This is a genomic window from Alkalibacterium subtropicum (genome assembly GCF_900112455.1).
In the GTDB taxonomy this organism is placed as follows: Bacteria; Bacillota; Bacilli; order Lactobacillales; family Carnobacteriaceae_A; genus Alkalibacterium; species Alkalibacterium subtropicum.
Genome location: NZ_FOLT01000015.1, coordinates 14,893 through 38,775 on the forward strand (window position 1 = coordinate 14,893; position 23,883 = coordinate 38,775).

21 protein-coding genes and 1 other RNA gene are annotated in these 23,883 nt (G+C 44.6%); 6 read left to right on the forward strand and 16 right to left on the reverse strand.

Features of this window, described 5'->3' with window-relative positions; genetic code table 11:
• Positions 1-63 precede the first annotated feature (63 nt).
• Entirely contained in the window at positions 64-474 is a 411-nt protein-coding gene (locus BM049_RS10230; RefSeq protein WP_091531317.1) for an RNase H family protein, read from the forward strand.
• Positions 475-653: 179 nt separating this feature from the next.
• On the opposite strand, the gene BM049_RS10235 is transcribed toward BM049_RS10230, so the two are convergent.
• Both BM049_RS10235 and BM049_RS10240 read right to left on the reverse strand, forming a co-directional pair.
• On the reverse strand, positions 654-2,162 hold the full coding sequence (locus BM049_RS10235; protein ID WP_091531321.1) for a DUF1846 domain-containing protein: 1,509 nt from the start codon (positions 2,160-2,162) through the stop codon (positions 654-656).
• Positions 2,163-2,287: 125 nt separating this feature from the next.
• A complete protein-coding gene (locus BM049_RS10240) occupies positions 2,288-2,971 on the reverse strand; it encodes a TMEM164 family acyltransferase (protein ID WP_091531324.1) in 684 nt (227 codons plus the stop codon).
• A 109-nt stretch (positions 2,972-3,080) separates the two neighbouring features.
• On the opposite strand from BM049_RS10240, the gene BM049_RS10245 reads away from it, so the two are divergent.
• Complete coding sequence (locus BM049_RS10245) at positions 3,081-3,758, forward strand: DNA alkylation repair protein (protein WP_091531326.1); 678 nt, start codon at positions 3,081-3,083, stop codon at positions 3,756-3,758.
• A gap of 52 nt (positions 3,759-3,810) precedes the next feature.
• On the opposite strand, the gene BM049_RS10250 is transcribed toward BM049_RS10245, so the two are convergent.
• From BM049_RS10250 to BM049_RS10275, 6 genes are all read right to left on the reverse strand, one after another.
• Positions 3,811-6,999, reverse strand: coding sequence for a bifunctional metallophosphatase/5'-nucleotidase (locus BM049_RS10250; protein WP_091531328.1), 3,189 nt, complete (start codon positions 6,997-6,999; stop codon positions 3,811-3,813).
• A 173-nt stretch (positions 7,000-7,172) separates the two neighbouring features.
• Positions 7,173-7,976 carry a phosphonate ABC transporter, permease protein PhnE gene (phnE, locus tag BM049_RS10255; RefSeq protein ID WP_091531330.1) on the reverse strand — a complete coding sequence of 268 codons (804 nt, stop codon included), beginning with the start codon at positions 7,974-7,976 and terminating at the stop codon, positions 7,173-7,175.
• Positions 7,976-8,785 carry a phosphonate ABC transporter, permease protein PhnE gene (phnE, locus tag BM049_RS10260; RefSeq protein WP_177188688.1) on the reverse strand — a complete coding sequence of 270 codons (810 nt, stop codon included), beginning with the start codon at positions 8,783-8,785 and terminating at the stop codon, positions 7,976-7,978. Before phnE (BM049_RS10260) ends, phnE (BM049_RS10255) begins: the two co-directional genes overlap by 1 nt.
• Positions 8,775-9,554: a phosphonate ABC transporter ATP-binding protein gene (gene phnC / locus BM049_RS10265; RefSeq protein ID WP_091531335.1), complete on the reverse strand. Its 780-nt coding sequence runs from the start codon at positions 9,552-9,554 to the stop codon at positions 8,775-8,777. The genes phnE (BM049_RS10260) and phnC overlap by 11 nt, the downstream gene beginning before the upstream one ends.
• A 192-nt stretch (positions 9,555-9,746) precedes the next feature.
• The gene (locus BM049_RS10270) at positions 9,747-10,739 is read right to left on the reverse strand and encodes a phosphate/phosphite/phosphonate ABC transporter substrate-binding protein (protein ID WP_218147253.1); all 993 of its coding nucleotides are present in this window, start codon (positions 10,737-10,739) and stop codon (positions 9,747-9,749) included.
• 265 nt (positions 10,740-11,004) lie between these two features.
• Positions 11,005-11,796, reverse strand: a complete 792-nt coding sequence (locus tag BM049_RS10275) for a mechanosensitive ion channel family protein (RefSeq protein WP_091531340.1) — start codon at positions 11,794-11,796, stop codon at positions 11,005-11,007.
• Between the two features lie 164 nt (positions 11,797-11,960).
• On the opposite strand from BM049_RS10275, the gene BM049_RS10280 reads away from it, so the two are divergent.
• Positions 11,961-13,277, forward strand: coding sequence for a Na+/H+ antiporter family protein (locus BM049_RS10280; protein ID WP_091531342.1), 1,317 nt, complete (start codon positions 11,961-11,963; stop codon positions 13,275-13,277).
• Positions 13,278-14,142: 865 nt separating this feature from the next.
• The gene (locus tag BM049_RS10285; protein WP_091531345.1) at positions 14,143-15,042 is read left to right on the forward strand and encodes a glycine betaine ABC transporter substrate-binding protein; all 900 of its coding nucleotides are present in this window, start codon (positions 14,143-14,145) and stop codon (positions 15,040-15,042) included.
• 99 nt (positions 15,043-15,141) lie between these two features.
• Here BM049_RS10285 and BM049_RS10290 read toward each other — a convergent pair whose 3' ends face one another.
• The 7 genes from BM049_RS10290 to BM049_RS10310 form a co-directional block, all read right to left on the reverse strand.
• On the reverse strand, positions 15,142-16,476 hold the full coding sequence (locus BM049_RS10290) for a metallophosphoesterase (protein ID WP_177188689.1): 1,335 nt from the start codon (positions 16,474-16,476) through the stop codon (positions 15,142-15,144).
• A gap of 259 nt (positions 16,477-16,735) precedes the next feature.
• Entirely contained in the window at positions 16,736-17,860 is a 1,125-nt protein-coding gene (locus tag BM049_RS10295; RefSeq protein ID WP_091531350.1) for a THUMP domain-containing class I SAM-dependent RNA methyltransferase, read from the reverse strand.
• 98 nt (positions 17,861-17,958) lie between these two features.
• Positions 17,959-18,333, reverse strand: an RNA gene (rnpB, locus tag BM049_RS10300) — RNase P RNA component class B.
• A 15-nt stretch (positions 18,334-18,348) separates the two neighbouring features.
• Positions 18,349-18,663, reverse strand: a complete 315-nt coding sequence (gene gpsB / locus BM049_RS10305; RefSeq protein WP_091531352.1) for a cell division regulator GpsB — start codon at positions 18,661-18,663, stop codon at positions 18,349-18,351.
• Positions 18,664-18,801: 138 nt separating this feature from the next.
• Positions 18,802-18,939, reverse strand: a complete 138-nt coding sequence (locus tag BM049_RS11895) for a hypothetical protein (protein ID WP_177188690.1) — start codon at positions 18,937-18,939, stop codon at positions 18,802-18,804.
• Positions 18,940-19,052: 113 nt separating this feature from the next.
• Entirely contained in the window at positions 19,053-19,193 is a 141-nt protein-coding gene (locus BM049_RS11900) for a hypothetical protein (RefSeq protein ID WP_177188691.1), read from the reverse strand.
• A 292-nt stretch (positions 19,194-19,485) separates the two neighbouring features.
• The gene (locus BM049_RS10310) at positions 19,486-20,058 is read right to left on the reverse strand and encodes an SLOG family protein (RefSeq protein ID WP_177188692.1); all 573 of its coding nucleotides are present in this window, start codon (positions 20,056-20,058) and stop codon (positions 19,486-19,488) included.
• Positions 20,059-20,120: 62 nt separating this feature from the next.
• On the opposite strand from BM049_RS10310, the gene recU reads away from it, so the two are divergent.
• Together recU and BM049_RS10320 are read left to right on the forward strand one after the other, a co-directional pair.
• The gene (recU, locus tag BM049_RS10315) at positions 20,121-20,747 is read left to right on the forward strand and encodes a Holliday junction resolvase RecU (protein WP_091531355.1); all 627 of its coding nucleotides are present in this window, start codon (positions 20,121-20,123) and stop codon (positions 20,745-20,747) included.
• Between the two features lie 130 nt (positions 20,748-20,877).
• Positions 20,878-23,520: a transglycosylase domain-containing protein gene (locus BM049_RS10320; protein ID WP_091531358.1), complete on the forward strand. Its 2,643-nt coding sequence runs from the start codon at positions 20,878-20,880 to the stop codon at positions 23,518-23,520.
• 59 nt (positions 23,521-23,579) lie between these two features.
• On the opposite strand, the gene BM049_RS10325 is transcribed toward BM049_RS10320, so the two are convergent.
• On the reverse strand, positions 23,580-23,765 hold the full coding sequence (locus BM049_RS10325) for a hypothetical protein (RefSeq protein WP_177188693.1): 186 nt from the start codon (positions 23,763-23,765) through the stop codon (positions 23,580-23,582).
• Between the last annotated feature and the right edge of the window lie 118 nt (positions 23,766-23,883).

Below are 23,883 nucleotides of genomic sequence, written 5' to 3' on the forward strand. Positions count from 1 at the left end.
ACAGTTAAAGTCAGTTCTCATTCGAGACTGGCTTTTTTCTATTTCAATGCTGGAGTGTGTATTATGTTAAGAATTTACAGTGACGCAGCTGTGTCACCCAAAGACCAGCTGGCTGGTGCGGGGCTTGTCGTGGTAGGCGAGAATCTTCACGAACAGCTTTCTCTGCCTCTCTCCTCCACGGATGATAATCACTTGGCAGAACTGGAAGCCTTCTATAAGGCAGTGAGCTGGCCGAACGAAAATGGCCGTTTAGAAGAATGGACGATTTTTCATACCGACAGCCAGCTTGTCGCGAACGCAATCAGAAAAAACCACATAAAAAACAACAAATATACTGATGCATTTCAATCGATCGTCCTTTCTCTGGAAAAGCTGGCCTTTTATGAAGTGAAGTGGATCCCTGAAAAAGAGAATAAAGGAGCAGATAACCTGGCCAAACAAGCCTTAGCTAAACAAAGAAAAAACAGAAAGTGAGGAGTTCAGTCTCACTTTCTGTTTTTTTTCTTTTTACAGTCATTCTTTCCTTAGATCTCAGCACATTTAGATGATTGACAGAAAGAAGCGATATTAACGTCGGCTTAGCCCTATACTGCCTGGCTTTTACCAGTCATTCAGCTGCCCGGGCGTGGGCGATCGCTTCTATTCATTCATTATTAATTGTAATACAGATTTTCAGTTGGATAAATGGGATCATTCGTAATATCGATTCCCAGCATTTTCAGTGTCTGTTCATTTTCATGGTTCATAATAACGGTCGAATGCGCCTGGGCATCTTTTAATTCAGCGAGCTGATTGTAGGCGAGCTGAGCCGTCGGATTCGTTACCGCACTGATCGCCAAGGCGATAAGCAGTTCGTTCGCAGATAACGTGGGGACTTTACTGTTCAGTTCATCCGTCTTCAGTCGCTGGATCGTTTCTAATATCATCGGAGCCAGCAGATCGATTTCATCTGAAATATTGGCCAGCACTTTCAGGCCGTTGACAACTGCTGCCGCGGAAGCATCCATCAGCGTGGTGGTCCGGCCTGTAATGATTTCACCACTATTCAGCTCTATCGCGATAACAGCCTGAAGATTGGAGCCTTCAGTTCTTCCCTGGATTTCTTGGGCATAATCCCTGGCGACTTTTACAGGACCCCGCTGTTCTTTTTTCAGATCCGATTCTTCCAGGATCAGCTGCATGCGACGCAGCGTATCCTCATCTGCCAGTCCCTTTTTATAATCGTTTTCAACAGAAAAGGCCCGTCTGATGATTTCTTCGTTTGCTGCTTTAACGACCACCGCTTCATCTATGATACCGGATCTGATCCGGTTGACCCCCATGTCTGTCGGTGATTTGTAGACAGATGGTCTGCCGGTGATTTTTTCAATGATACGCTTGATAACGGGGAACATTTCAATATCCCGGTTGTAATTCACGGCCACTTCACCATATGCTTCAAAGTGGTAGTTGTCCATCATGTTGACATCCTTCAGGTCCACTGTCGCTGCTTCATAGGCAATATTGACAGGGTGTCTGATCGGCATGTTCCAGACAGGGAATGTCTCAAATTTTGCGTAACTGGCTTTGTGTCCGTGAGCGTACTCATGGTAAAGCTGATTCAGACAAGTCGCCAGTTTCCCGCTGCCAGCTCCTGGCGCCGTCACGACCACTAAAGGTTTTGTCGTTTCGATATAGGTGTTTTTGGCAAAGCCTTCTTCACTGAAAATGGCTTCTACATTGGTAGGATAGCCGTCAATAGCACGATGCGTATGTACAGTGATTCCGCTGCGTTCGAGTTTGGACATGAATATCTTCACGTTTGGCTGTTCCTGATAGCGTGTAATGAGTACGCTGTTTACCGGAATACCATAAGCTCTATATTCGTCGATCAAGCGTAAAACATCCCGGTCGTAAGTGATCCCATAGTCTCCGCGAACTTTGTTTCTTTCGATATCGCCGGCATAGACGCAGATAATGATCTCCGCTTTATCTTTCAGCGTAGCCAGCAGTTTCATTTTCGCATCCTCATCAAAACCCGGCAGGACACGTTTGGCATGTTTATCACCGATCAGTTTGCCGCCAAATTCCAGATACAATTTCTCACTATTTTCTACGCGTTCTAAAATATATGCAGACTGTTCTTTCAGATACTTCTCCGTATCAAAACCCACTTTATACATAACCGTCCTCCAGTTTCCTTTTTCACTCTCTACTATTATATCACTCATTATAAAAAGACCAAATACCTTCTGCTGTTTACAGCCCTGAACTTATTATAGCGAGTGATGATCAAACAATCATTCTACTATACTCTGTTTTGTACTTTCAAGTAAATCTTTTCTCCCAGGCTGAACAACCCGTATGTAAAGACCAGGACCAGCGGAATGTAAATTAGATCAGGAAGAAAATCAAGCAGTGGTCTGTGAGTCAGGTAAAAGTAATTGCCGTCGACCATCAGATTGACCAGGTAAGCCACGAACAGATAAAGGATAAACCACGGGTATATTTTATTTTTATCCCCTTTTTCGATTGCATTGTCATGGATAAGAAAACCATAGAATGGGAGCAGCGAAGTGATAAAGTAGCTCAGTAAATAACTGACTCCGATCGGATGAACGATACTGTATACGCGAATCGGATAGATCAGACTGATCCAGGCATACAGGCTGAAATAAGCTAACAGTTTAAATACCCCTTCATCATTCGAAAGCAAATAGATGACTGCTAACAGAGCGTTGAACCTGCTGATGTGCAGCGGCAGCGAATCGCTGAGATTGAGGCCTATCAAGTCATAATACGTTGTATAGAGTAAAAACTGCTGATAAAAGCTTAAGACGAGCACTAAAGTCGTAAACAGTCTTTCGTGTTTTTTTACGCTTTTTCTGAACACAAATAAGGCGGCAGCTAGAATAATCAAGCCTATGACATAAAGCAGATGCTGGGTCCCAAATAATGGTATGGAATCTACGTACTCAGCCAGTATAATCAGTCTCCTCTCTTAAAAGTTATTAATTGTTTTGAACTGTGATATTATTATAGTAGCATACTTTATCGATTTAGTGATAAATAACTTTGATTTTTTTAAAGGAGAGAAGTCTATGGATGGCCTGTCTTTACTGAAAGATTTAACAGAAAACAGAGACGACGCTCGCGCTGATCAGATGGAAGCTTATATGCGTGATCAGTTTGTTTTTTTGGGTATACCTGCTGAGAAAAGACGAAAACTGATGCGTCCTTACTTTAAGGAAGCCCGAAAAGAAAAACACATCGACTGGACTTTCGTTGACAACTACTGGGAGCAGCCATATCGAGAATGTCAATATATCGTCTGTGACTACTTGTCTGCTGAACAGGCGCGGCTTGTGCCTGCTGATATCGACAAACTCAAAACACTTGTTTTAAAAAAAGCCTGGTGGGACACCTGTGACAGTCTCGATAAAGTCATCGGGAAACTAGCCCTGGACTATCCGGAACTCAACGAGATACTGCTTGAATGGAGTCAGGATGAGAAGATCTGGCTGAGACGGATCGCTATCGATCATCAGCGGCATCGCAAGGAACGGACAGATACTCAGCTTCTGGAAACGATCCTTAAAAATAATTTCGGAAGCAGCGAGTTCTTCATCAATAAAGCCATTGGATGGATACTGCGTGACTACAGTAAGACCGATCCCCAGTGGGTCACTCAGTTTATCGAACAGCATAAAGCTGAACTGCATCCACTCAGCATACGGGAAGGTTATAAGTATCTAAAATCAAAAAATATAAAAAGGTGAAGACACTCATTCGTCCTCACCTTTTCACTGAGCTGTACTGCTTTATTTTCTTTTACCTTTTATTCTGAATAAAACGTGCTGCTCCCCCTAAAGATAAGGAAACTAATCCCATCAAACCGGCAGCCCAAGTCATTGTGGCTGTTTCAGGCAGTTTTTCGCCTGCTTCTGACTCTTCTTCTGCTGGTTCTTTATCTTCTTCAGGGTCTTTCGATTCTGAAGGATCTTCTGGTTCTTCTTCAGGATCTGTTGGTTCTGAAGGATCTTCCGGTTCTTCTTCAGGATCTGTTGGTCCAGCTGGTTCTTCTACTTCAAACGGCATAGTCTGGATACGTCCTTCTGTTGGATCATAATTGACTGCACCTTCTTTTTCAGTGACTTCTTCAATATACTGGATCAGTGCATTGGTCACCTGACCGGCATCCGATTGAATGATCGCTGCATCTGAGAAATCATAGCCGTCTCCACCGGAAACGATGAAATTATTTGTGGCGATGGAGTACGTTGCATCCATATCAATCGGCTCTCCATCAACAAATAAGTCTGCATCCGCGTACAAGCCTTCCTCATCTGTGTAGATGATATAGTTCAACCCGGACGTCTGCAGATCGATTTGCGGACCATAACTATCCAGCGAACGGTGGTATGAGTAGGCGATGATTTCTTGCAGTTCCTGACCCGTCATCTCTAAGATAGTTACGGCATTGCCAAACGGATCAACGGTGAATATATCTCTGGCTGTGATATCTCCTGGTTCGATCCCTGCTCGAATGCCGCCATTGTTTGTGATGGCAATATCTGTATTGGCAAAGTTACGCAGAGCGTCTGTGATCATGTTTCCAAGAGCAACATCTTTTAGCCAGCGGTCATCCCGGCTTAAACCTGTCTCAGTTTGTCCCAGCACTTCACCAAGCAGTTCTTCTGACTCTGCATTATACTGGTCAATGATCGACTGAACTTCCGGATTCACATTTTCATCTGGCAGTTCATCTACAGCTTGAAGACTTCCTTCCACACTGACTTCTCCTGTTTCACTGTCGAGAGTCAGGTTTAAGATGCCGATGTTTTCTGCACTGCTTCCTGAGCTTGCAATAGGTGTGCCGTTGACGATCTCTGGTTCAGTTAGGGTCGTGTGTGAATGCCCGCCAATGATAACATCAAAGTGGTCATAGACCTCCGCGATCTGACGGTCTGCTGCTATACCCACGTGATTTAGAGCCACTAAAATATCGACGTCATCTCTCAATGATTTATATTCTTCGATCGTTTCCATGTAGTTTTCAAATCCCAGTCCAACGATACCCGTAGGACTCGTAGCTGGCGGAGCCTGGGTCAAGCCAATGACACCGATTTTTTTATCTCCCATTTCAAAAATCTGATAAGGATCTGGCTGGGTGATCGGTATGGATGGATCGACGACCTCTGTATTAGCGGATATCCAGTTGAAGTCCGACTCATTGCGTCTGTCCTGGAAGACCTGCTGTCCATAATCAAATTCATGATTCCCGATCGTCATTAAATCAAGTTCCATTTTATTCAGGAGCTCGATCATCGGAATCCCGTCTAAGAGATCGACAACGGGATTCCCACTGAAAATATCCCCGGCATCCAAGTACAGGGAATGATCAACTGTGTCTCTGTACTCATTCAGGAAGTAAGAGATTTTCCCAAAATCATCAATGCTGGCATGCATGTCATTGGTATGGAAAAGTGTGACAGAGAAGTCCTCTACCATCGCAAGTGGTTTTGTCTGGATACGGCCTTCTGTCGGTTCATAATTGACTGCGCCTTCTTTTTCTGTCGTTTCACTTATGTGCTGGATCAAAGCATTGGTTACTTGCCCGGCGTCTGATTGAATGACTGTTGCTTCTGAAAAGTCATAACCGTCTCCACCCGCAACAATAAAGTTGTTTGTTGCAATAGAATAAGTTTTATCCAGATCGATCGGTGAACCATCAACATATAAGTCTGAATCTGCGTATAATCCATTTTCATCTGTGTAAATAGTATAATTCAATCCTGATGTCTGCAGATCGATTTGTGGGCCGTAGCTGTCTAAAGACCGGTGATAAGAATAAGCAACAATATCTTTCAGCTCATGCCCTGTCATCTCTACGATGGTCACGGCATTCCCAAACGGATCAACAGTGAATACATCTCTGGCCGTGATATCTCCTGGTTCGATCCCAGCACGGATCCCCCCGTTATTGGTAATGGCGATGTCTGTATTGGCAAAATTGCGCAGTGCATCCGTGATCATATTGCCTAGGGCAACGTCTTTTTCCCAACGATCATCCCGGCTCAAACCTGTCTCAGTTTGTCCCAGCACTTCACCAAGCAGTTCGTCTGATTCTGCATTGTAAGCATCGATCATCGTCTGAACTTCCGGATCGACATTGTCGTCTGAAAGAGCCTCAACAGGCTGAAGGTGACCCTCGACTGAAACATCTCCTGTCTCTGCATCTAAGGTGAGATTTAAAACACCAATGTTTCTGGCATTACTTCCAGAGCTGGCGATAGGCGTTCCATTTACGATTTCCGGTTCAGTTAATGTCGTATGTGAATGTCCGCCAATGATGACATCAAACATATCGTACGCTTCAGCGATTTGACGGTCTGCAGAAATACCGATATGATTCAATGCAACCAGTACATCCACTTCGTCTCTCAATGATTCGAACGTTTCTATCGTATCCATATAGTCACCGAACTCTAATCCGACGATACCTGTTGGACTTGTAGCTGGAGGAGCTTGAGTCAAGGCGAACACCCCAACTTTTTTGTCACCAAATTCGAAGATTTCATAAGGATCCGGATCAGTTATCGGAATGGAAGGATCAGTGACACTTGTATTTGCCGAGATCCAGTTAAAATCAGATTCATTGCGTCTGTCCTGAAAGACTTCCTGACCATAATCGAATTCATGATTCCCGATCGTTATTAAATCAAGTTCCATTTTATTTAACAGTTCTATCATGGGGATACCGTCCATTAAATCGACGACCGGATTCCCACTGAATATGTCACCTGCATCTAAGTATAAAGAATTGTCTGCAAGGGCTCTCTGTTCATTTAAAAAGTAAGAGATCTTTCCAAATTCATCGATACTTGCGTGCATATCGTTGGTATGAAAGACTGTTAAAGAAAAATCTTCTTCCACCTCTGCAGCCTTTACGTCTTCCGGCAGCCCAAGAGCCAGAGATAAAGAGAGAAAACTAACAGCTAATGTCTTCTTGTTCAGCATTAAAGCACTCCTTAAATATTATGTAATACAAATAAAAATCTGTATCCGTTTCCATGTTACCTTATTTAAAAGTGATAAACAATAAAATATTTGACTTAACTATTTAAAAATAAATGGATACTTTAAAAACCCTGACACTCCCACAAGTGTCAGGGTTTTTAAAAATTCTGTTGTCAGACCAGCTTTTCTCTTATTTCCCCGCTGATTTTATCGATGAGGGTAACGAAGACGATGACGATGATGAGAATGATCCCAACGTCTTCCCAGTTCCTCTGCTGCTGTGCGATCATCAGAGGGACACCGATTCCGCCTGCCCCCACCAGGCCGAGAACCGTCGAGGCGCGGACATCGATCTCAAACCGGTAGATCGAGAATGAAGCAAAATCAGGCAGGACTTGTGGAAACACACCATACCAGACAGCCTGGACCCTGTTCCCGCCACTGGCACGTATCGCATCCACCATGTTCATATCGATCGACTCGATCACTTCTGCATAAAGCTTGCCTAACATCCCGATCGAATTGATGCTGATGGCTAAGACCCCCGGATACGGACCGACCCCTAAAGCGGCTACGAATAAAATGGCAAAGATGATAGAAGGGATCGACCGGATCGCATTTAAAATCGCCTTCCCTATATAACTCAAGGGGCCCCCGATGTTACGCGAAGCCAGAAAAGCGATCGGCATGGCGATGATCGAAGCGGCGATCCCGCCGGCATAGGCGATGGCAATCGTCTCCAGCATTTCCAGGATACGCTCCGGGAATTTCTGTAAATATTCCAATGAGGTGAAAGGGACCACAAACATGCGGTATAAAATCGTCAAAGGTGACACCCGACTCCCGGGGACCGTCCACTCCTGACTCCAGAATGCTGAGATGTAAAAGAATGCCAGCAGGCCGATGATGACAGCGATCAGCCGTTTCGTAGATGCAGTTTTCGCTTTTTTCAGAGAGATCTCTTTCTGTTCAGACATTATTCAAGATACCCCCTTACTCTGTTGCTGACTAAGTCGATGAGCGTAATGGTAAGGAACAGAACGATCAGTATCATGGACAGGCGGTCATAACGGAAAAACTTCATATTCCGATTCAGCAACTGTCCGATCCCTCCGGCTCCAATAAATCCTAGCACAACGGAAGCTTTGACATTGATCTCAAGGACATACAAAGTGTAGGAGGCATAATACGGCAAAATCTGTGGCATGACACCATAACGAATGATCTGCAGCTTGTTCCCTCCACTTGCCATAATGGCGTCCAGTGGTCCCTGGCTGATCCCTTCGGTCGTTTCGCTCAGCATCTTGGCCAGGATCCCTGATGTGAATACCGTTAATGCCACAATGCCGGAAACAGCTCCCATGCCGATAAAGGCGACCACTATAATGGCCAGGATGATATCCGGTATCGTCCTCAGAAAATTCAGGATCGTTCGGATGAAACGATACAGAAAAGGATTTTTATTGATGTTGTGTGACGCTAAAAAAGTCAAGGGCAGGGCAATCACTGCAGCGAATGTCGTCGAGAGCAAAGCGATGTTCCAGGTTTCGACAAGATACTCGAAGCTGGTGGAAAAATAACGCCAGTCCGGAGGCAGCAAGTCTATAAAGATCATATCCCAGATAATGCCAAGGCCCTGCATAAGGCGGATAGGATCCGCATTCGTGCGATATAATGCCGCAAGATATAATAAGAAGAATACCGTGACAGTGGTCAGCATGCGCACAACAAACCGACGGGAGACGATATGGATTTTCACCTCTGCTTTCTCTGGTTTATTGGCCATCCGATTCATCTCCTCGCTTATCATCGACGCGGATCGGACGATCATAGATCTGTTCAAAGGTTTCTTCAGTAACATCAGTGACTGGACCATCGAACACGATTTCTCCGTCCCGCATACCGATGATGCGGTCGGCGTACTCCATCGCCATATCGATAAAATGCAGATTGACGATCGTGGTGAGATCATCTTCCTTGGATATCCGCCGCAGATCTTTCATCACTGTGTGAGAGGTCGGCGGATCCAAAGAAGCGACGGGTTCATCAGCCAGAATCACTTTCGGCTGCTGGGTAATGACCCGGGCAATACTGACCCGCTGCTGCTGTCCTCCGCTGAGCTGATCAGCACGGACATAGGCTTTGTCTTTGATCCCGACCCGTTCGAGATTGTCCATGGCCAGCTTCAGATCTTCCTGAGGAAAGATCCCCAGCAGACTTTTTACTGTTCCTGTATGACCTAATCGTCCAGCCATGACATTCCGCAGTACTGAAAGACGTTTGACGAGATTATAATCCTGGAAAATCATCCCGACTTTCGTGCGCAATTTACGCAGTCGGCGGTCTTTTAAATAGGTCACATCTTCCTCGTCAACCAGAATCTTCCCGGAGGTCGGATCCGTCATGCGATTGATACAGCGGATCAAGGTCGATTTACCGGCTCCTGAAAGACCGACGATGACCACAAATTCTCCCTGCTCGATTTTCAGATTTATATTCTTCAGCGCTTCCACTCCACCGGGATAAGTCAGTGAAAGATTCTTGAATTCTATCACACATGTCACCTCTTGTTCGTTTTGATTCGTTTCTTCAGAGGGCTCGAATACTCTGTAGGGGGGCTCATTATACACTCGATCCTTCGCGTAGATCACATCCCATGAGAAAAATGATCACCGTTCATGTATCAGACCTGTCAACACGATAACCATCCATTCCTGCCACTTTAGCTCAGCCAGAAACTTACCGCATTAATCGATCAGATCTTCAAAAGCTGCATAAGCTTCTCTGACAATATCGTATTCTGAATCTTCTGCCGGCTCGATACCATCCCATTCATAGATCTCGTGCATGGCCTGAAGGGCCTCTTCATTATCTTCCATCGTTAAAAAAGCTTCAGTGATGCGTTGTTTTAAATCATCCGGCATCCCTCCGTAAAGCGTGACCGTATCATTGGGTATCGGATCAGTATAACCAATGATACGGATCTGTTCTGTGATATCAGGGATTTCATCCGACAAACTGCCTCGCGCATCATCAAAGGTAGTGGCAAAGTCAGCATTCCCATCCAAAAGCTGCAGGATCGCATTGTCGTGTCCCTGAACTTCCAGATGCTGAAATTTTCCTTCCAGGTCCTCTATGCCGGCATTCAGAAATTCAAGGCCCGGGAAGAGATACCCTGATGTGGAAGAATAACCCGGGAATGCCCAGACGAGTCCTTCCGATTCGACAAGATCATCAAAGTCCTCTAAATCTGAATCGGCCAGCACGTTGTACTGCGCCTTATAGGTCCCTGAGCCAAAGCGGACCGCTTTGGCGACGACTTCAACATCCCCCCGCTCAGCTGCCTGCACATAGCCAAAGGCAGGTAAAAAGCCGATTTCAGTCTGCCCTGTACGCATTGCCTCGACCAGTCCGACATAGTCGGTCGTCACTTCTGCAGTGACAGGCATCTCCAAAGCTTCTTCCAGATAGTCAGCTAAGGGCTGAGCATTAGCGGTAATATTCTCAGCATCTGAAGAAGGTACAAAACCCATCACAAGCTCAGCATATTCTTCTGTATCCTCATCAGATCCTGACTGATCATCTGAGTCGGTCCCGTTCCTTATGTCATCAGTCCCACAGGCAGCTAGAGCTGCAGCAGCCAGAAGACTGAGGAATTTCAACCTATATTTCCTTGAATCGATCAATTGAACCCCTCCGTTTTCTACTATACGTGTGTCTTCTTTTCTGTATGTACTCAAACGAGGACTCTCTCTCTATTATGCCACTGTTTTAACGGAAGAGAAAAGCAATACGTTCTTTTTCCGCTTCATTCACTATCCACCCTTTACAGAGAAATGAACGTGTCTGGGTGGGGTCAGGTAAATGGGCCAGCTGAATGCGTCTTTGATCTGCTTACTTGAACGTAAAACTCACCGTTCTTTTTCGACTGGCCAAAGCAGCTCGAACCCGGACACTAGTAAAAAAACACGCCCTCGATACGGTCGTGTTTTTCATTCTTAATTTTTACTCTTGAATGGTATGAACAGCCATCTGCGGATAAGGGATCGATATGTTTTCTTCGTCAAAAGTCGTTTTCACTTCTTCCAGTATGTCAAAATGCACCCCCCAATAATCCTCAGCTCTAGTCCATACTCTGACTGTATACTCCACTGCACTGTCTCCGTGACCTGAAAGACGTATAAACGGTTCAGGGTCTAAGAGGACCGACGGATGCTTCAAAACGATCCGCTGTAGAGTCTGCAGCACATGCGCATTATTCGTTTCATATCCCACTCCGAACGTAAAATCGACACGTCGGGTATCATGCACGGAGTAATTCACGATGCCGGAGTTGGACAGGTTGCCGTTGGGGACATAGATCATTTTATTGTCCGGTGTCTCTAATTCTGTGTAAAGGATCTGGATGGCTTTTACTGTGCCGCTGTACCCTGCCCCATCAATATAATCCCCTACTTTGAATGGACGCATGGTGAGCAAAAGCACCCCTCCGGCCAAATTTGACAGTGAACCCTGAAAAGCCAGACCCAAAGCTAAACCGAACGACCCCAGAATAGCGACGAAAGAAGCGGTCGGAATCCCCAATATCCCGACGACACTTACGACCAATACCAGTTTCAGTCCGATACTGATCACCGACATGATGAAAGGTTTCAGGCTTTCATCCAGTTTAGACTTGCTGATTTGTGTACTGATGACATTGACCAGCACTTTTATCACTGCCAGGCCGACCAGTAAGGTAATGACAGCTAAGCCGACAGATATTGCCATTTCTACGATAAGATTGATCCAATCCATTGTATATTCTCTCCTTTAGTATGTAAATAACACGTAACTTTTCTATCATAACATAAGTTTTATTTATAAGAAATATTCACTGTTTTTTGCAGGTTTTATATATCGCCAGAACAGTCAATATATGGTACGCTTTTTTTAACAAAATTTTTGAAAGAAGTGATTCTATGATACTCAACCCTGTTTTAATATCCGTCATAGTCATGGTGACCTTGTCTCTGTTCAAACTCAATGTCCTGTTGGCTCTCATAATTGCCGCTTTGACAGGTGGACTGGCTGCGGGCATGCCCCTGATCGAAACGATGGAAACCCTGCTTGGCGGGATGGGCGGCAATGCGGAGACAGCCCTGAATTACATTCTGCTCGGTGCACTGGCTGCGGCCATTGAAAAGACCGGAGCAGCAACCATCATCACTCAGAAATTATCAAAAAGCATGAAAGGGACAGGCAAGTCTTTAGTCTTCCTTATCGCTTTTATCAGTATCTTTTCTCAAAATTTGATCCCCGTGCATATCGCCTTTATCCCTATCCTGATCCCGCCACTTATCATGGTGATGAATAAATTGCGGATAGACAGACGTGCCGTTGCCTCAGCTTTGACCTTCGGGCTCAAAGCGCCTTATGTCGCTCTGCCGGTAGGATACGGCCTGATTTTCCATAACATCATCCGGGATGAAATGGCGCTCAGCGGCTTAGACCTCGGTGAGGCAGAAGTCTGGCATGTCATGTGGATACCTGGTCTGGCCATGGTAGTGGGGCTGTTGATCGCCATTTTAGTCACTTACCGCAAGCCACGCCATTATCGGGATAGTGAAAAAACTGGCTTCAAGTTCGGATTCAAGGATCACGAATGGGAAGAAGTGACCTTCAACAGAGATCACGCCTTTGCTGTTGCCGGTGCCCTGTCCGCTCTCATCGTTCAGCTAACGATCGGTTCGCTGGTGCTGGGAGCTATCCTTGGTCTGCTGATAATGCTCGCCGGAGGAGCCATCAAATGGTACAGCCTGGATGATATGATCCACAGCGGGATCAGCATGATGGGATTCATCGCCTTTGTCATGCTCGTCGCTTCGGGTTATGGCGATGTCATCCGGGCCACCGGCGGTATCGAACCACTCGTTGAATCTGTCAGTGGTTCCTTTGCGGGCAATCAGTTCATCGCCGCTACGGGAATGATCACGCTCGGACTTTTGATCACCATGGGGATCGGGACTTCTTTTGGTACCATCCCTATTATTGCGGCCATATATGTTCCTTTAGCTTTGGAACTGGGCTTCAGCCCGATGGCGACCGTTCTGCTCATTGGTTCAGCTGCTGCTCTGGGAGACGCCGGTTCTCCGGCTTCTGACAGTACGCTTGGCCCAACGGCAGGACTGAATGTCGATGGCCAGCACGACCACATCTGGGATACCTGTGTTCCTACATTCATGCATTATAACATCCCAATCATGATCTTCGGTATCATCGGAGCACTTGTACTGTAACTCACTAATTTACTAAAAAAGTATATACAAAAATGAATATAACGTTTTTGGTCTGTACCTCTTAATACATGCTCTAGAAGATCAATGGAACAGATAAACGCAAAAGGATTGCAGATAATAGAGCGGTACCGGCGGTATGGTTCAAGTGTATTAGCCATCTAAATGGCTAAAGCAGCCAGATCAAGAATGACAAAATTGACGACGTACCTGCTGATTGGAGCACGTTTATAAAATATAATTCGATAGTGCAAAGAGGCTGGGACTTTTCCCCAGTCTCTTTGCTATTATCATTCAAGTCAAAGTTATCTTTCAGCGATATTGTGACCAGTTAACGCTGTGGTTTCCCAGGAACTGGTCGCAATAGTCTTTTAGTGACCCGAACTTATTTAAACGATATCCAGAAAAGTCACTGTAATATAATCATTGGTTCTTTTTTTCAACATACGCTCTAAAAGCATTTTGAGTAATAAGTCCTATGCCGACGATAGATGATACAAAAAAAACAACCGATTAGTTGTATGGTGCATTTAATCATATCAAAGCATAAATACATACGTGTAGAAAGCTGCCCATCAGATATTTTACCCCATTTTTCTATCTGCTCATTATCGAGACAGTCCTGAACACTTTTTCATTAGCCAACAACTAGTTAAATGTTTCTCCATATAACAAGCATACAATAAATTAGAAAAAACGCTTTTCATTCATAGGCATTTTAGATTGAATATAAAAGTTAGCCTGCTTCATTATTCTTCCATTTGCAGTATTCACGCGATCTCTATATCTAAGATGATAATTTGTCTATTACAACTATCTATGTTATGATGGATAAGTTGTGATTTTATTGATCTTAGGAGGAGATAATATGAAAAAGATAACTTTATCAAAAACGGCCGCGCTGCTTGCTGTCCCTCTATTGCTGACAGCATGTGGAGACAGTGACAGCGAGACATCTCAGGAAGAAAATATCGGAGAAGCTATGAACTATACGATCACTGGCATAGAACCTGGAGCCGGGATGTCTCAAATCGCCCGTCAGACACTTGAAGAATATGACAATCTGGAGGGCTGGGAAATTCAGGAGAGTTCGACAGCCGGCGTGCTGACAGAACTTGGTCAGGCCATCCAGAACGAGGAACCTATCGTGGTTGCCGGATGGACACCTCATTATAAATTTGAACAGTACGACTTGAAAATTCTGGATGATCCGAAGAATGTATTTGGTGATGCTGAAGGAATCTATACATTAACGCGTACAGGTCTTGAAGAAGAAATGCCCCAAGCCTATGAAATACTTAGCCGGTTTGAATGGGAACCTGAACACATGCAGGAAATCATGCTCGAAGCTCTGGATAGAGACTTTGAAGACGTCGCTGGTGAATGGGTTGATGAAAATCGTGAACTCGTTGATGAATGGACAGAAGGCATCGATGATGTCGATGGCGAGTCGTTTGAATTAGGCTCTCTTCCATGGGACACTGAACGGTCATCTTCAAATGTCGTGGCTCGTGTCCTGGAAGAAAAAGGCTACGATGTCACGATAACGAACCTTGACCCCGCCGTTCTTTATCAGGCATTGAACCAGGGTGAAGTGGATGCAACCGTCGGCGCCTGGCTACCGACAGCTCAAGGGGCATTCATGGAAACATACGGTGAAAATATCGTCGACTTGGGTCCGAACCTGAATGGCACCGTCATCGGTTTCGTTGTTCCGACTTATATGGAAGATATCGATTCGATCGAGGACTTACCTGCTCGAGACTAAATAGAAAGCAGGGAATTTCAAACAACAAAAAGGCGCAGGGCTTTCTCATTATAGGAATGCCTTGCGCCTTTTCTGATTTTTCATTGGAAAATATAGTGACTAATCATTTCTGTCATCGCTAATAAGCGATCCTTCAAACTTGTGGCTGTCATGTCTGTTCTCTTCCAGCCCATGCAGGATGTAATCTTTATATCTTGTCCCAGAAATCCTTTTCCAGTGACTGAATCCCTCACTTGCTATAATAGAATCGTACGCTTCATTAACTGTACCTTTGAAATAAGCAGCGTTGAACTGAACGAACGTATCCGTCATCATATCTGTAACCGAGTCTTCAAGTTCGAAATAAAGCAGATGACTGAAGACTTTCTTTCGAGAGACCTCATTAAAAAAATCTTCGGAATAGTCAGTTAATGTCTCGCTGATTTTTAGCCGCGACGTTTCATAACTTAATTCTTTTTTGGAAGGTCTGATCGTCAACTCACCGACAAAGTGCGGATAAACACTCAAAGAACCGGATGCGATATCATGAAAGTCCCCTTCATTAGCGATATGCTGTAAATGAATATGACCTGAGAAGGCTAAATTCACCCCATAGCGATTTAAAAGCCCAACCACTTCTTCACTGTTATCTAAAGTGAAACTGTTATTGGTGCTTCGGTGGTGATTCAAAAAGTTATGGTGATTCACAACAAGCGGTTGAACGCCTCGTTTTCTGCTTTCCTGTAAAACAACCTCGAGCCACTCCAACGTTTCTTCCTGAATCACACCAGACGGGATCGATTTCCGCTGCTGATTATGCAGGGCGTATTTGTTTGAATCGAGCATGATGACCCATACGTCGTCAGATACAGCAGTGACATAACTCAGAGAGTTCGGATCCTGACTGATGGCTTGAGAATAACCGGCGGCTGAATAAATGGTTTTAAATTCTTCAGCAGAAACCGAATCCACCCGATATGTCGAATCTTCTGTAAAACCGCGTGCGCTGTAGACATTCACATCATGATTACCGGGAATAACACTTACATCTATATTATTTTCTTTCAGTATATGCAACTTCTCACTCATGTCGCTGTGGCTCTGCTTTGCGCCGTCAAAAGTCAAGTCACCACTTATGACTAAAAGATCTGGCTGCCTTTCCAAAACTTCTTCAATAAAAGCATCCATGATCTCTTCGCTATAATGCGTGATTTTTCCGTCACCCGTAGTGAGCAGACTATGTTCCAACAGCCCACCCTCGGTTAAATCCGGTGAGAGGTAATGGATATCAGAAGCAATCAGAATATCTATTTCATCACTGTGCACCAAGTACTTATCCAGATCTGTTTCTATAAACCATTCGTCATCGGCTTCACCAGAATACATTTCTCCTCCAATGATAAATAGAACCGCTAACAAGCTAATAATCCCAAAAATAATTTTTCTAATCGTCATCTTCATCACTTTCTATCTCGTTTATTTTTACTCTCCATAATTAACACATATGAACGTTTACAGTACACCGTTCGCATAAACACACAAATGTAAGAGCGTAAGAGAAATCATCAGCCTCACAGTTACGGTTCTCAGCGATACTGTACTATTAATACAATATTTTTTCGCTGGCCTTTATTACCAATCAGTAAATCAAGCAGATATTAAACAAGCACAGATAAGGCTGCTGATACAGTCTTTCTGTGCTTCTGCATTACGTTTAATTGCGTTTGCCCCAGTACTGGAAGTAATCCGTACGCAGGTATCCGTTATAAAGCTTGCGTTTTTTAGTTGCTTTTTTTCCGTAATGTTCTTCAAAGTCCAAGTCACTTGTAATGATGTACTTGCTCCATGTTTCAAGCGGCTTAAAGGCTTTGCCCATATCGCGGTAAATCTGATACGCTTCTTCCGGATCACCGAGACGTTCGCCGTATGGCGGGTTGGAAACGATGATGCCGAACTCTTTGTCTGTCGTAAAGTCAGCCACCTGCATCTGTTTGAATTCGATGCTGTGTGAAAGGCCTGCTTCCATCGCATTCGCTTTCGCGATCTCGATCATGCGGGCGTCGATGTCTGTTCCCAGGATATCCAGTTCCACATCATAGTCTGCCTGTTCTTCGGCATCCTGACGTACTTTCTGCCATAATTCTTTCGGCATCCAGTCCCATTCTTCACATAAAAATGACCGATTGAAGCCAGGTGCGATGTTATGTCCGATAAGAGCTGCCTCGATCGGGATCGTGCCGGAACCACAAGTCGGATCAACGAATGGACGGTCCTTGCGCCAGGTCGTGAGCATGATCAGTGCGGCCGCCATATTTTCTTTGATCGGAGCTCCACCTTTATCGATTCTGTAACCGCGCTTGAACAGACTCGGCCCCGTCGTATCGATCGTCAGCATGACCTTATCTTTTCTAATGGCCACTTCGATCGGGAACTTGGCACCCGTTTCCGGCAGCATGCCTCTTCTGTGATACACGTCTTTGATTTTTTCAGCGATCGCTTTGTTTACGATCCGCTGAACATCTGGAACACTGTACAACGTCGACTTGATAGACTTGCCGCTGACTGGAAACGCTGCATCCATGGACAAATACTCATCCCACGGCAGAGCTTTGGTCTGTTCAAACAGGTCGTCAAAGGTTTTTGCTTCGAATTCACCAACGATGATCTTCACTCGGTCGGCTGTCCGGAGCCACAAATTGGCTTTGGCGATATCTTCTTTGCCGCCTTCAAAGCGTGCACGTCCATTTTCAACTTGGACCTCGTATCCTAAATTTTTAAGTTCATCTCCGACAAGGGCCTCAATGCCGCTTGCGGCTGTAGCGAGTAATTTATAAGTCATCTATCTGCCACCTCTCCTATTCTTCCAGTATGCCTGAAACACTTGTTTACGTAAAGAAATCCTCCCTGAAAAAGAGAGGATTCCGCTACTATGTACATCACTGTAAGCCATGTTCTGTCTAGATAAGACGGTAACGTCCTATCCGAGATGATCATCTGTCTGCACGAGCATAACGCCCTGCCTCTTCTCTCTGTTCATTTCCAGGAGAAAAGTGCCCCGACCAAAGTTTGGGTTGCTCACTCGAGGGGTTTACCGCGTTCCACCAGACGCGTTTCCACGTCTGCTTCGTCACTGTGGCACTTTCAAGGGTACTCGAGCATAGGTTTTACCCCGTAGCTCTTTTTCCTGCCGTCATCCCATTCCTGGGAGCCGCAGCTTATTGTTTCGCTGCGCACGAACACTACAAGCATCGCAGCTTGTGTGAGCATGGACTTTCCTCACAGTTCAAAGGAACTGCGCGATCATCCGTGATGTACATTATTCAATTTTTATTCGCTGTCTAATTTAGATCCGAAAACATGACGTTCAAGGTTAGATAGACGTTTTAAAATATCAAAATTGGACACGGATGCGTTCGTCTGATTGGAACTTGAGCTTTGCGTACTTATCTGCTTAGCTTGTTCATCGACTTTATCAAGCAACCGGTCATTTTCAGCTTTAAGCTGATCGATCTCTTTTTGAAAATTATCATAATCTCTGATCACGACATCGAGAAATTCATCCACTTCTGTTGGATCATACCCGCGCATTTTAGATTTAAAATCTTTTTCTAAAATCTCTTTCTGGGTCAACTCTCTATCCATACCAACACCCCATCTTTTCATCTCAGTAATATTATAACAGAATTAATTAAAATAGCTCATATATATAAATCTATTACTATGATTACTATTATAGCAAATATCAGGTCAAAAGTGAAGATTTCCCGGTTTAAACTTGTTTTATTTCCAGTGGTTCTCATCTGATTCTTTTGTATACACTTTCACTGTGTTGAAAAGGGCTTCAGCGAGCCCTACGTCTGGCTGGTCGTCATAGTAGGCTTTGAGGATAAAGTGAAAGATATCTGTCTGAATAATCACCAGTCTTCATACATTGATGCCGTGACTGCTGACTGATCAACACGGGTCAATTAAGTAAGTTATTGAGCCCGCTCAATAACTACCCTATTGGCACTGCTCAGATCTATCTGGCCTTAAGTACGTCTAATGAGCATCTTTTTGGCATCGCTCAACGTCATTCCTTCCGGAGTACGCCCAATGATTACAACATTGATCGTACTCAGAAGGATTTTACCTCGAGTATGTCTATTGAGCGTCTCATTGAGCGTGCCCACAAGAAATTCATTCTCAGCACGCCTAATAATTCTCGTATTAGTCTCACTCGAAACCTTTTACTTTTGAGTACGTCTATTGAGCGTCTCATTGGCACTGCTCATCGTTTTTTTGTTTCGACTACGTTCAATGAGCACCTCACCAGCAGCATTCAGAATAAATTTAATTTGACTACGCCCAATCACCAGTAGGCGGTTCCTTCTTTCCTCAAATGATAAGGAACCTACACAAATACAATCACTGATTTATAAGGAAAAGGTTAGGACCTAAGTCCTAACCTTTCATTATTAAACCCTATTCAAACCGTTCTTCCTCAAGAAGATCATTGATGAACCACTGAAGTTCATCGAAAGATATGGTCTCTATTTCATAGGGATGCCGTTCCTGATACTTCAACGCCTGGTCATAGAAGTAACCGACTTTCCCTTCATGTTCAGAGTCATAAAAGAGCAGGCAGCCATCAGTATTCTTGACGATGAAGGCCTGATTGTTCTTCAGCTGACTCGGGTTGGCATAATCCTGATTCGATGTGTAGTTGATATAATCTGCCCGCTCGATGATCGAATTGTAATACATCTGATTCACTTCGTTCCACTTGCTAGAGAAATTCGTATACGGCAATAATACTGCCAGTTTCAGTTCAGGGTAATCGGCTTTTAAAGCCAGCGCAACTTCGCCCATCCACAGCTCTGTACCTAGATTCCCCGTAATGATCACCCACTCAAGCCCTTGTTCGATATATTCGATTAGCTTTCGCTTGAAGAACTTTTTGATGTAGTCGATTTTAGGATCATCTGCCTGAAAAATAGACAGCTCGTACGAACGGTAGCCACTAACATATAAGTTTTTAATAAATTTGTCCTCCATTCTACATTCTAATGTCGTTGTTTGGTAAACTAGAGTTAACTTAATTTAAGGTTGTGAACATAATGACTATTCGGTACCCAAACGGTAAACCTTATCGTACTCATCATGACAAAAAGACGAATGAAAATCAACCAAAGAAAAAGAAAGTTTCTTACAGCAAACGCGGCATGACTTTGGAGGAAGATTTGAACGCAACGAATGATTATTACCTTTTGCGAAAACAGGCGGTCATCCATAAAAAACCCATCCCTATTCAAGTGGTTAACGTAGACTATCCCAGACGAAGTGCAGCAAAAATCACTGAAGCCTATTACAAGCGCGCTTCCACTACCGACTACAACGGTATTTATAAAGGACATTACATCGATTTTGAGGCCAAGGAAACGCGCAACAAAACGTCTTTCCCTTTAAAGAACTTTCACGACCATCAGCTGACTCATATGGAAATGTGTCACGAGCACGGCGGGATATGTTTCGTTATTATCCGGTTCAGTACGTTGAACCGCGTTTTTTTATTGGATTTCCCACTGCTTTATAAGTGGTGGAAGCAGCAGTTCGAGGAGAAAGGAAAGAAGTCGATCCCTCTAAAAGAGATAGAAACAGATGCCTTCGAAATTTCTTATAGCCTCTCCCCTCGTCTGCCTTATTTAAAAGTCGTCGATCACTTGATCCAATTACAGAATACTTAAAAGTGTTTTAAGAAAAATAAGGCATTATTGACTCTCTTCATTAAATAGTGTAAAGTCATTCTCTGATGAACCGAAATGAACTAAACCTTTTGATTTTGACTCTTTTAAATCAAAAGAAAAGGAGCGTAACATGTCACAAAAAAATAAAATGTCTAGAAAAGACTATAAGAAAAAGACCAAGAAGAAAGGTTCTCCTCAACCAAAAAAATGGTTTAAACGCATTATCCTGACCTTCATCACTGTATTTTTACTGGTCGTCGTTGCAGGAGGCGCTCTCTTTGCCTACTACGCAGCGTCTGCGCCTGAACTGACAGAAGATGATCTAGTGGGAACATTTTCAACGGATTTGCTTGATAAAGATGGAGATATCTTTTATACGCTTGGTGGAGAAAACCGTGAGTACGCCGAAGCGAATGAATATCCTGATGTGATGACAGATGCCATGACAGCGATCGAAGACCAGCGTTTCTATGACCATATGGGGATCGATCCTATCGGTATCGGACGTGCCGCAATCGGTTATGTCACGAACCAGGGGCAGATCGTCGGCGGTGGCAGCACCATCACCCAGCAGCTTGTCAAACTGTCCGTCTTCTCAACAACGCGGGCTGATCAGACCCTGGAAAGAAAAGCACAGGAAGCCTGGCTTGCCCTGCAGCTGGAGCGCGAATTATCAAAAGAACAGATCATGACTTTATATTTGAATAAAATCCATATGGCCGGTAACGTTTATGGCGTGGCTACCGCGGCAGAAGAATATTACGGTAAACCAGTCAGCGAACTGGAGATCCATGAAGCCGCACTGTTCGCCGGTATGGCTAAAGCACCGAACCGCTACAGCCCTTATGCCAACCCCGAACTTGCAAAAGAAAGACGCGATACCGTCATCAGTGTCATGGCTGAAGAAGGTCACATCACTAGTGAAGAAGCTGAACAAGCCTACGATACACCTATAGATGCCGGTCTCCTTGAACTAAGTGAGGCGGACAATAACGCTTTAGTCATTGATTCATACGTCCAGCGCGTACTGGATGAAGTTACGGAAAAAACTGAATTAAGCCCAGCCACAGCCGGGCTCACCATACACACGAACATCGACACAGATGCTCAACGCCGCGTCTTTGATGTCTTGAACTCGGATGAGTACGTGAATTATGTCAATGATGAGATCCAGGCCGCAGTTTCCCTTGTCGAAGTGGATACAGGTAAAGTCAGAGCCTTGGGTGGCGGTAGAAATACAGAGGTCCTTAGAGGGATCAATCGCTCAACTCAAATCAAGGCCACAGGCTCAACGATCAAACCCTTGTCGACTTATGGCCCAGCCATCGAATATTTAGAGTACTCAACTTACCATCAAATCGTAGATGAAGAATACAGTTACCCGGATGGAACACCGCTGAGAAACTATGACGGCCAATACAGAGGTCAGATCAGTATCCGCGAAGCACTCGTGGACTCCCGTAATATACCGACAGCTAAAATCTTCAATGAAGAGCTTGAAATGAATCAGGTCGAAGACTTCATGACCCATTTGGGTATTCCGATCGACCCCATGTCTCTTGAAGGAGAGTTAGTCCCTTCTAATGCAATCAGTGGTCAGATGTCTCCATTGCAAATGGCGTCGTCTTATGCCGCGTTTGCAAATGGCGGTCAGTATACAGAACCCTATACCGTGTCTAAAGTCGTCACTCAAGACGGACAGGAGATAAATTTGACTCCGGAAACAAATCAGGCCATGTCAGACTATACAGCTTATATGGTAACGGATATATTGAAAGATGTCGCTTCAAACTATTCAAACATAGTAGGTTTCGGCAATGTTCCTCAAGCGGGTAAAACTGGAACAACGAACTTTACTGACGAACAGTTAAGTGAATTGGGGTATCCTTCCGATGCAGTCCCTGCTTCCTGGTATGCCGGATATACCTCTAATTATTCTCTGGCCGTATGGACAGGCTATGATAATAATCGAGATGGTTACCTGACTTTTGACGACGGGACGCGCCTCCTCCCCCGTCACATCTACAGAGAAATCATGCAGTATGTGTCTCAAGATGTCGAAAACAGTGACTGGCAGATGCCATCTTCTGTCACAGAAGTAACGGTCGAAGACGGCACAGATCCTGCCCAGCTCCCTGGACCAAACACACCGGAAAGCGAACGGGTCACGGAACTCTTTGTAGAAGGAACAGAACCGACTGAACAGTCACTGAACTACGGTGAAGAACTGGAAGCACCGACTGGCCTGACTGCTGAGTACGATGAAGAAAACGACGAACTGACCGTCAACTGGGATGACTACTCCTTAGTAAACGAAGAGGAAGAAGTCACCTACAATCTTACTGTGGGCGATGAAACAACGACCGTGACCGATACATCATTCAGCATGACTGAGCCCCCGACCGGTGAATTGACCATCACGTTATCCGTCTCTGCTTATGACTCAACAGGTCCGGACGCTTCAACGACAGTAACGGTCCCAGAGCCTGAAGAAGAACCGGAAACGGAAGAACCTCAAACTGAACCGGATGAAGCGGATGCTTCAGAAAACGACGAGACAAACACTGATAACGATCAGAATAACGAAAACGAGGACTCAGACCAGGAGGATGACACTGGAAACGGCACCCCTCCTCCTTCTGATGAAGATCAGGACGAAGAGACCTCAGGCGATAACGAGAATCCAGAAGAAGACAATCCGAATGATCAGAATAATACGGATGACACACCGGATGATTCCAATGGTTCAACAAATGGAAATGACGAAGACTAGCGTATAAACAAAAAGGAAGAGACAAGGGGCATTTAAGGCCCTTGTCTCTTCCTTTTTGTCTATTCGTCTTTAGGTTTGAAAAATGTTTTTCCTTTAGAAGTCCGGTAGCCCATCAGCATATTCCACAAACCGAGAAGGATACCTACGCCACCGATGATCGGGTCTCGGGTAATGACATAAAGAGAAAGCAGGAATATCAGGATACCCATTATAATAAAAAACTTACCGTGTTTTTCTGTCATCATATTCACTCTTTCTTATTTAATTAAATCAAAACCACCAGTGTGAACTGGTGGTTTGCTCTGCGGCTGAAAGCCTCGTATGCCGGCCTCGGCCTAAAAGGCCCACTGAATCGGTTTCCCT

Bases quoted from the DNA above. Each gene is read 5' to 3' on its own strand.
- BM049_RS10280 (WP_091531342.1), top strand. From the start codon at position 11,961: ATGATACTCAACCCTGTTTTAATATCCGTCATAGTCATGGTGACCTTG.
- BM049_RS10310 (WP_177188692.1), bottom strand. From the start codon at position 20,058: ATGGAGGACAAATTTATTAAAAACTTATATGTTAGTGGCTACCGTTCG.
- BM049_RS10230 (WP_091531317.1), top strand. From the start codon at position 64: ATGTTAAGAATTTACAGTGACGCAGCTGTGTCACCCAAAGACCAGCTG.
- BM049_RS10235 (WP_091531321.1), bottom strand. From the start codon at position 2,162: ATGTATAAAGTGGGTTTTGATACGGAGAAGTATCTGAAAGAACAGTCT.
- gpsB (WP_091531352.1), bottom strand. From the start codon at position 18,663: ATGGATAGAGAGTTGACCCAGAAAGAGATTTTAGAAAAAGATTTTAAA.
- BM049_RS10295 (WP_091531350.1), bottom strand. From the start codon at position 17,860: ATGACTTATAAATTACTCGCTACAGCCGCAAGCGGCATTGAGGCCCTT.
- recU (WP_091531355.1), top strand. From the start codon at position 20,121: ATGACTATTCGGTACCCAAACGGTAAACCTTATCGTACTCATCATGAC.
- phnE (WP_177188688.1), bottom strand. From the start codon at position 8,785: ATGGCCAATAAACCAGAGAAAGCAGAGGTGAAAATCCATATCGTCTCC.
- BM049_RS10285 (WP_091531345.1), top strand. From the start codon at position 14,143: ATGAAAAAGATAACTTTATCAAAAACGGCCGCGCTGCTTGCTGTCCCT.
- BM049_RS10275 (WP_091531340.1), bottom strand. From the start codon at position 11,796: ATGGATTGGATCAATCTTATCGTAGAAATGGCAATATCTGTCGGCTTA.
- BM049_RS10325 (WP_177188693.1), bottom strand. From the start codon at position 23,765: ATGATGACAGAAAAACACGGTAAGTTTTTTATTATAATGGGTATCCTG.
- phnE (WP_091531330.1), bottom strand. From the start codon at position 7,976: ATGTCTGAACAGAAAGAGATCTCTCTGAAAAAAGCGAAAACTGCATCT.
- BM049_RS10250 (WP_091531328.1), bottom strand. From the start codon at position 6,999: ATGCTGAACAAGAAGACATTAGCTGTTAGTTTTCTCTCTTTATCTCTG.
- BM049_RS10320 (WP_091531358.1), top strand. From the start codon at position 20,878: ATGTCACAAAAAAATAAAATGTCTAGAAAAGACTATAAGAAAAAGACC.
- BM049_RS10290 (WP_177188689.1), bottom strand. From the start codon at position 16,476: ATGACGATTAGAAAAATTATTTTTGGGATTATTAGCTTGTTAGCGGTT.
- BM049_RS10245 (WP_091531326.1), top strand. From the start codon at position 3,081: ATGGATGGCCTGTCTTTACTGAAAGATTTAACAGAAAACAGAGACGAC.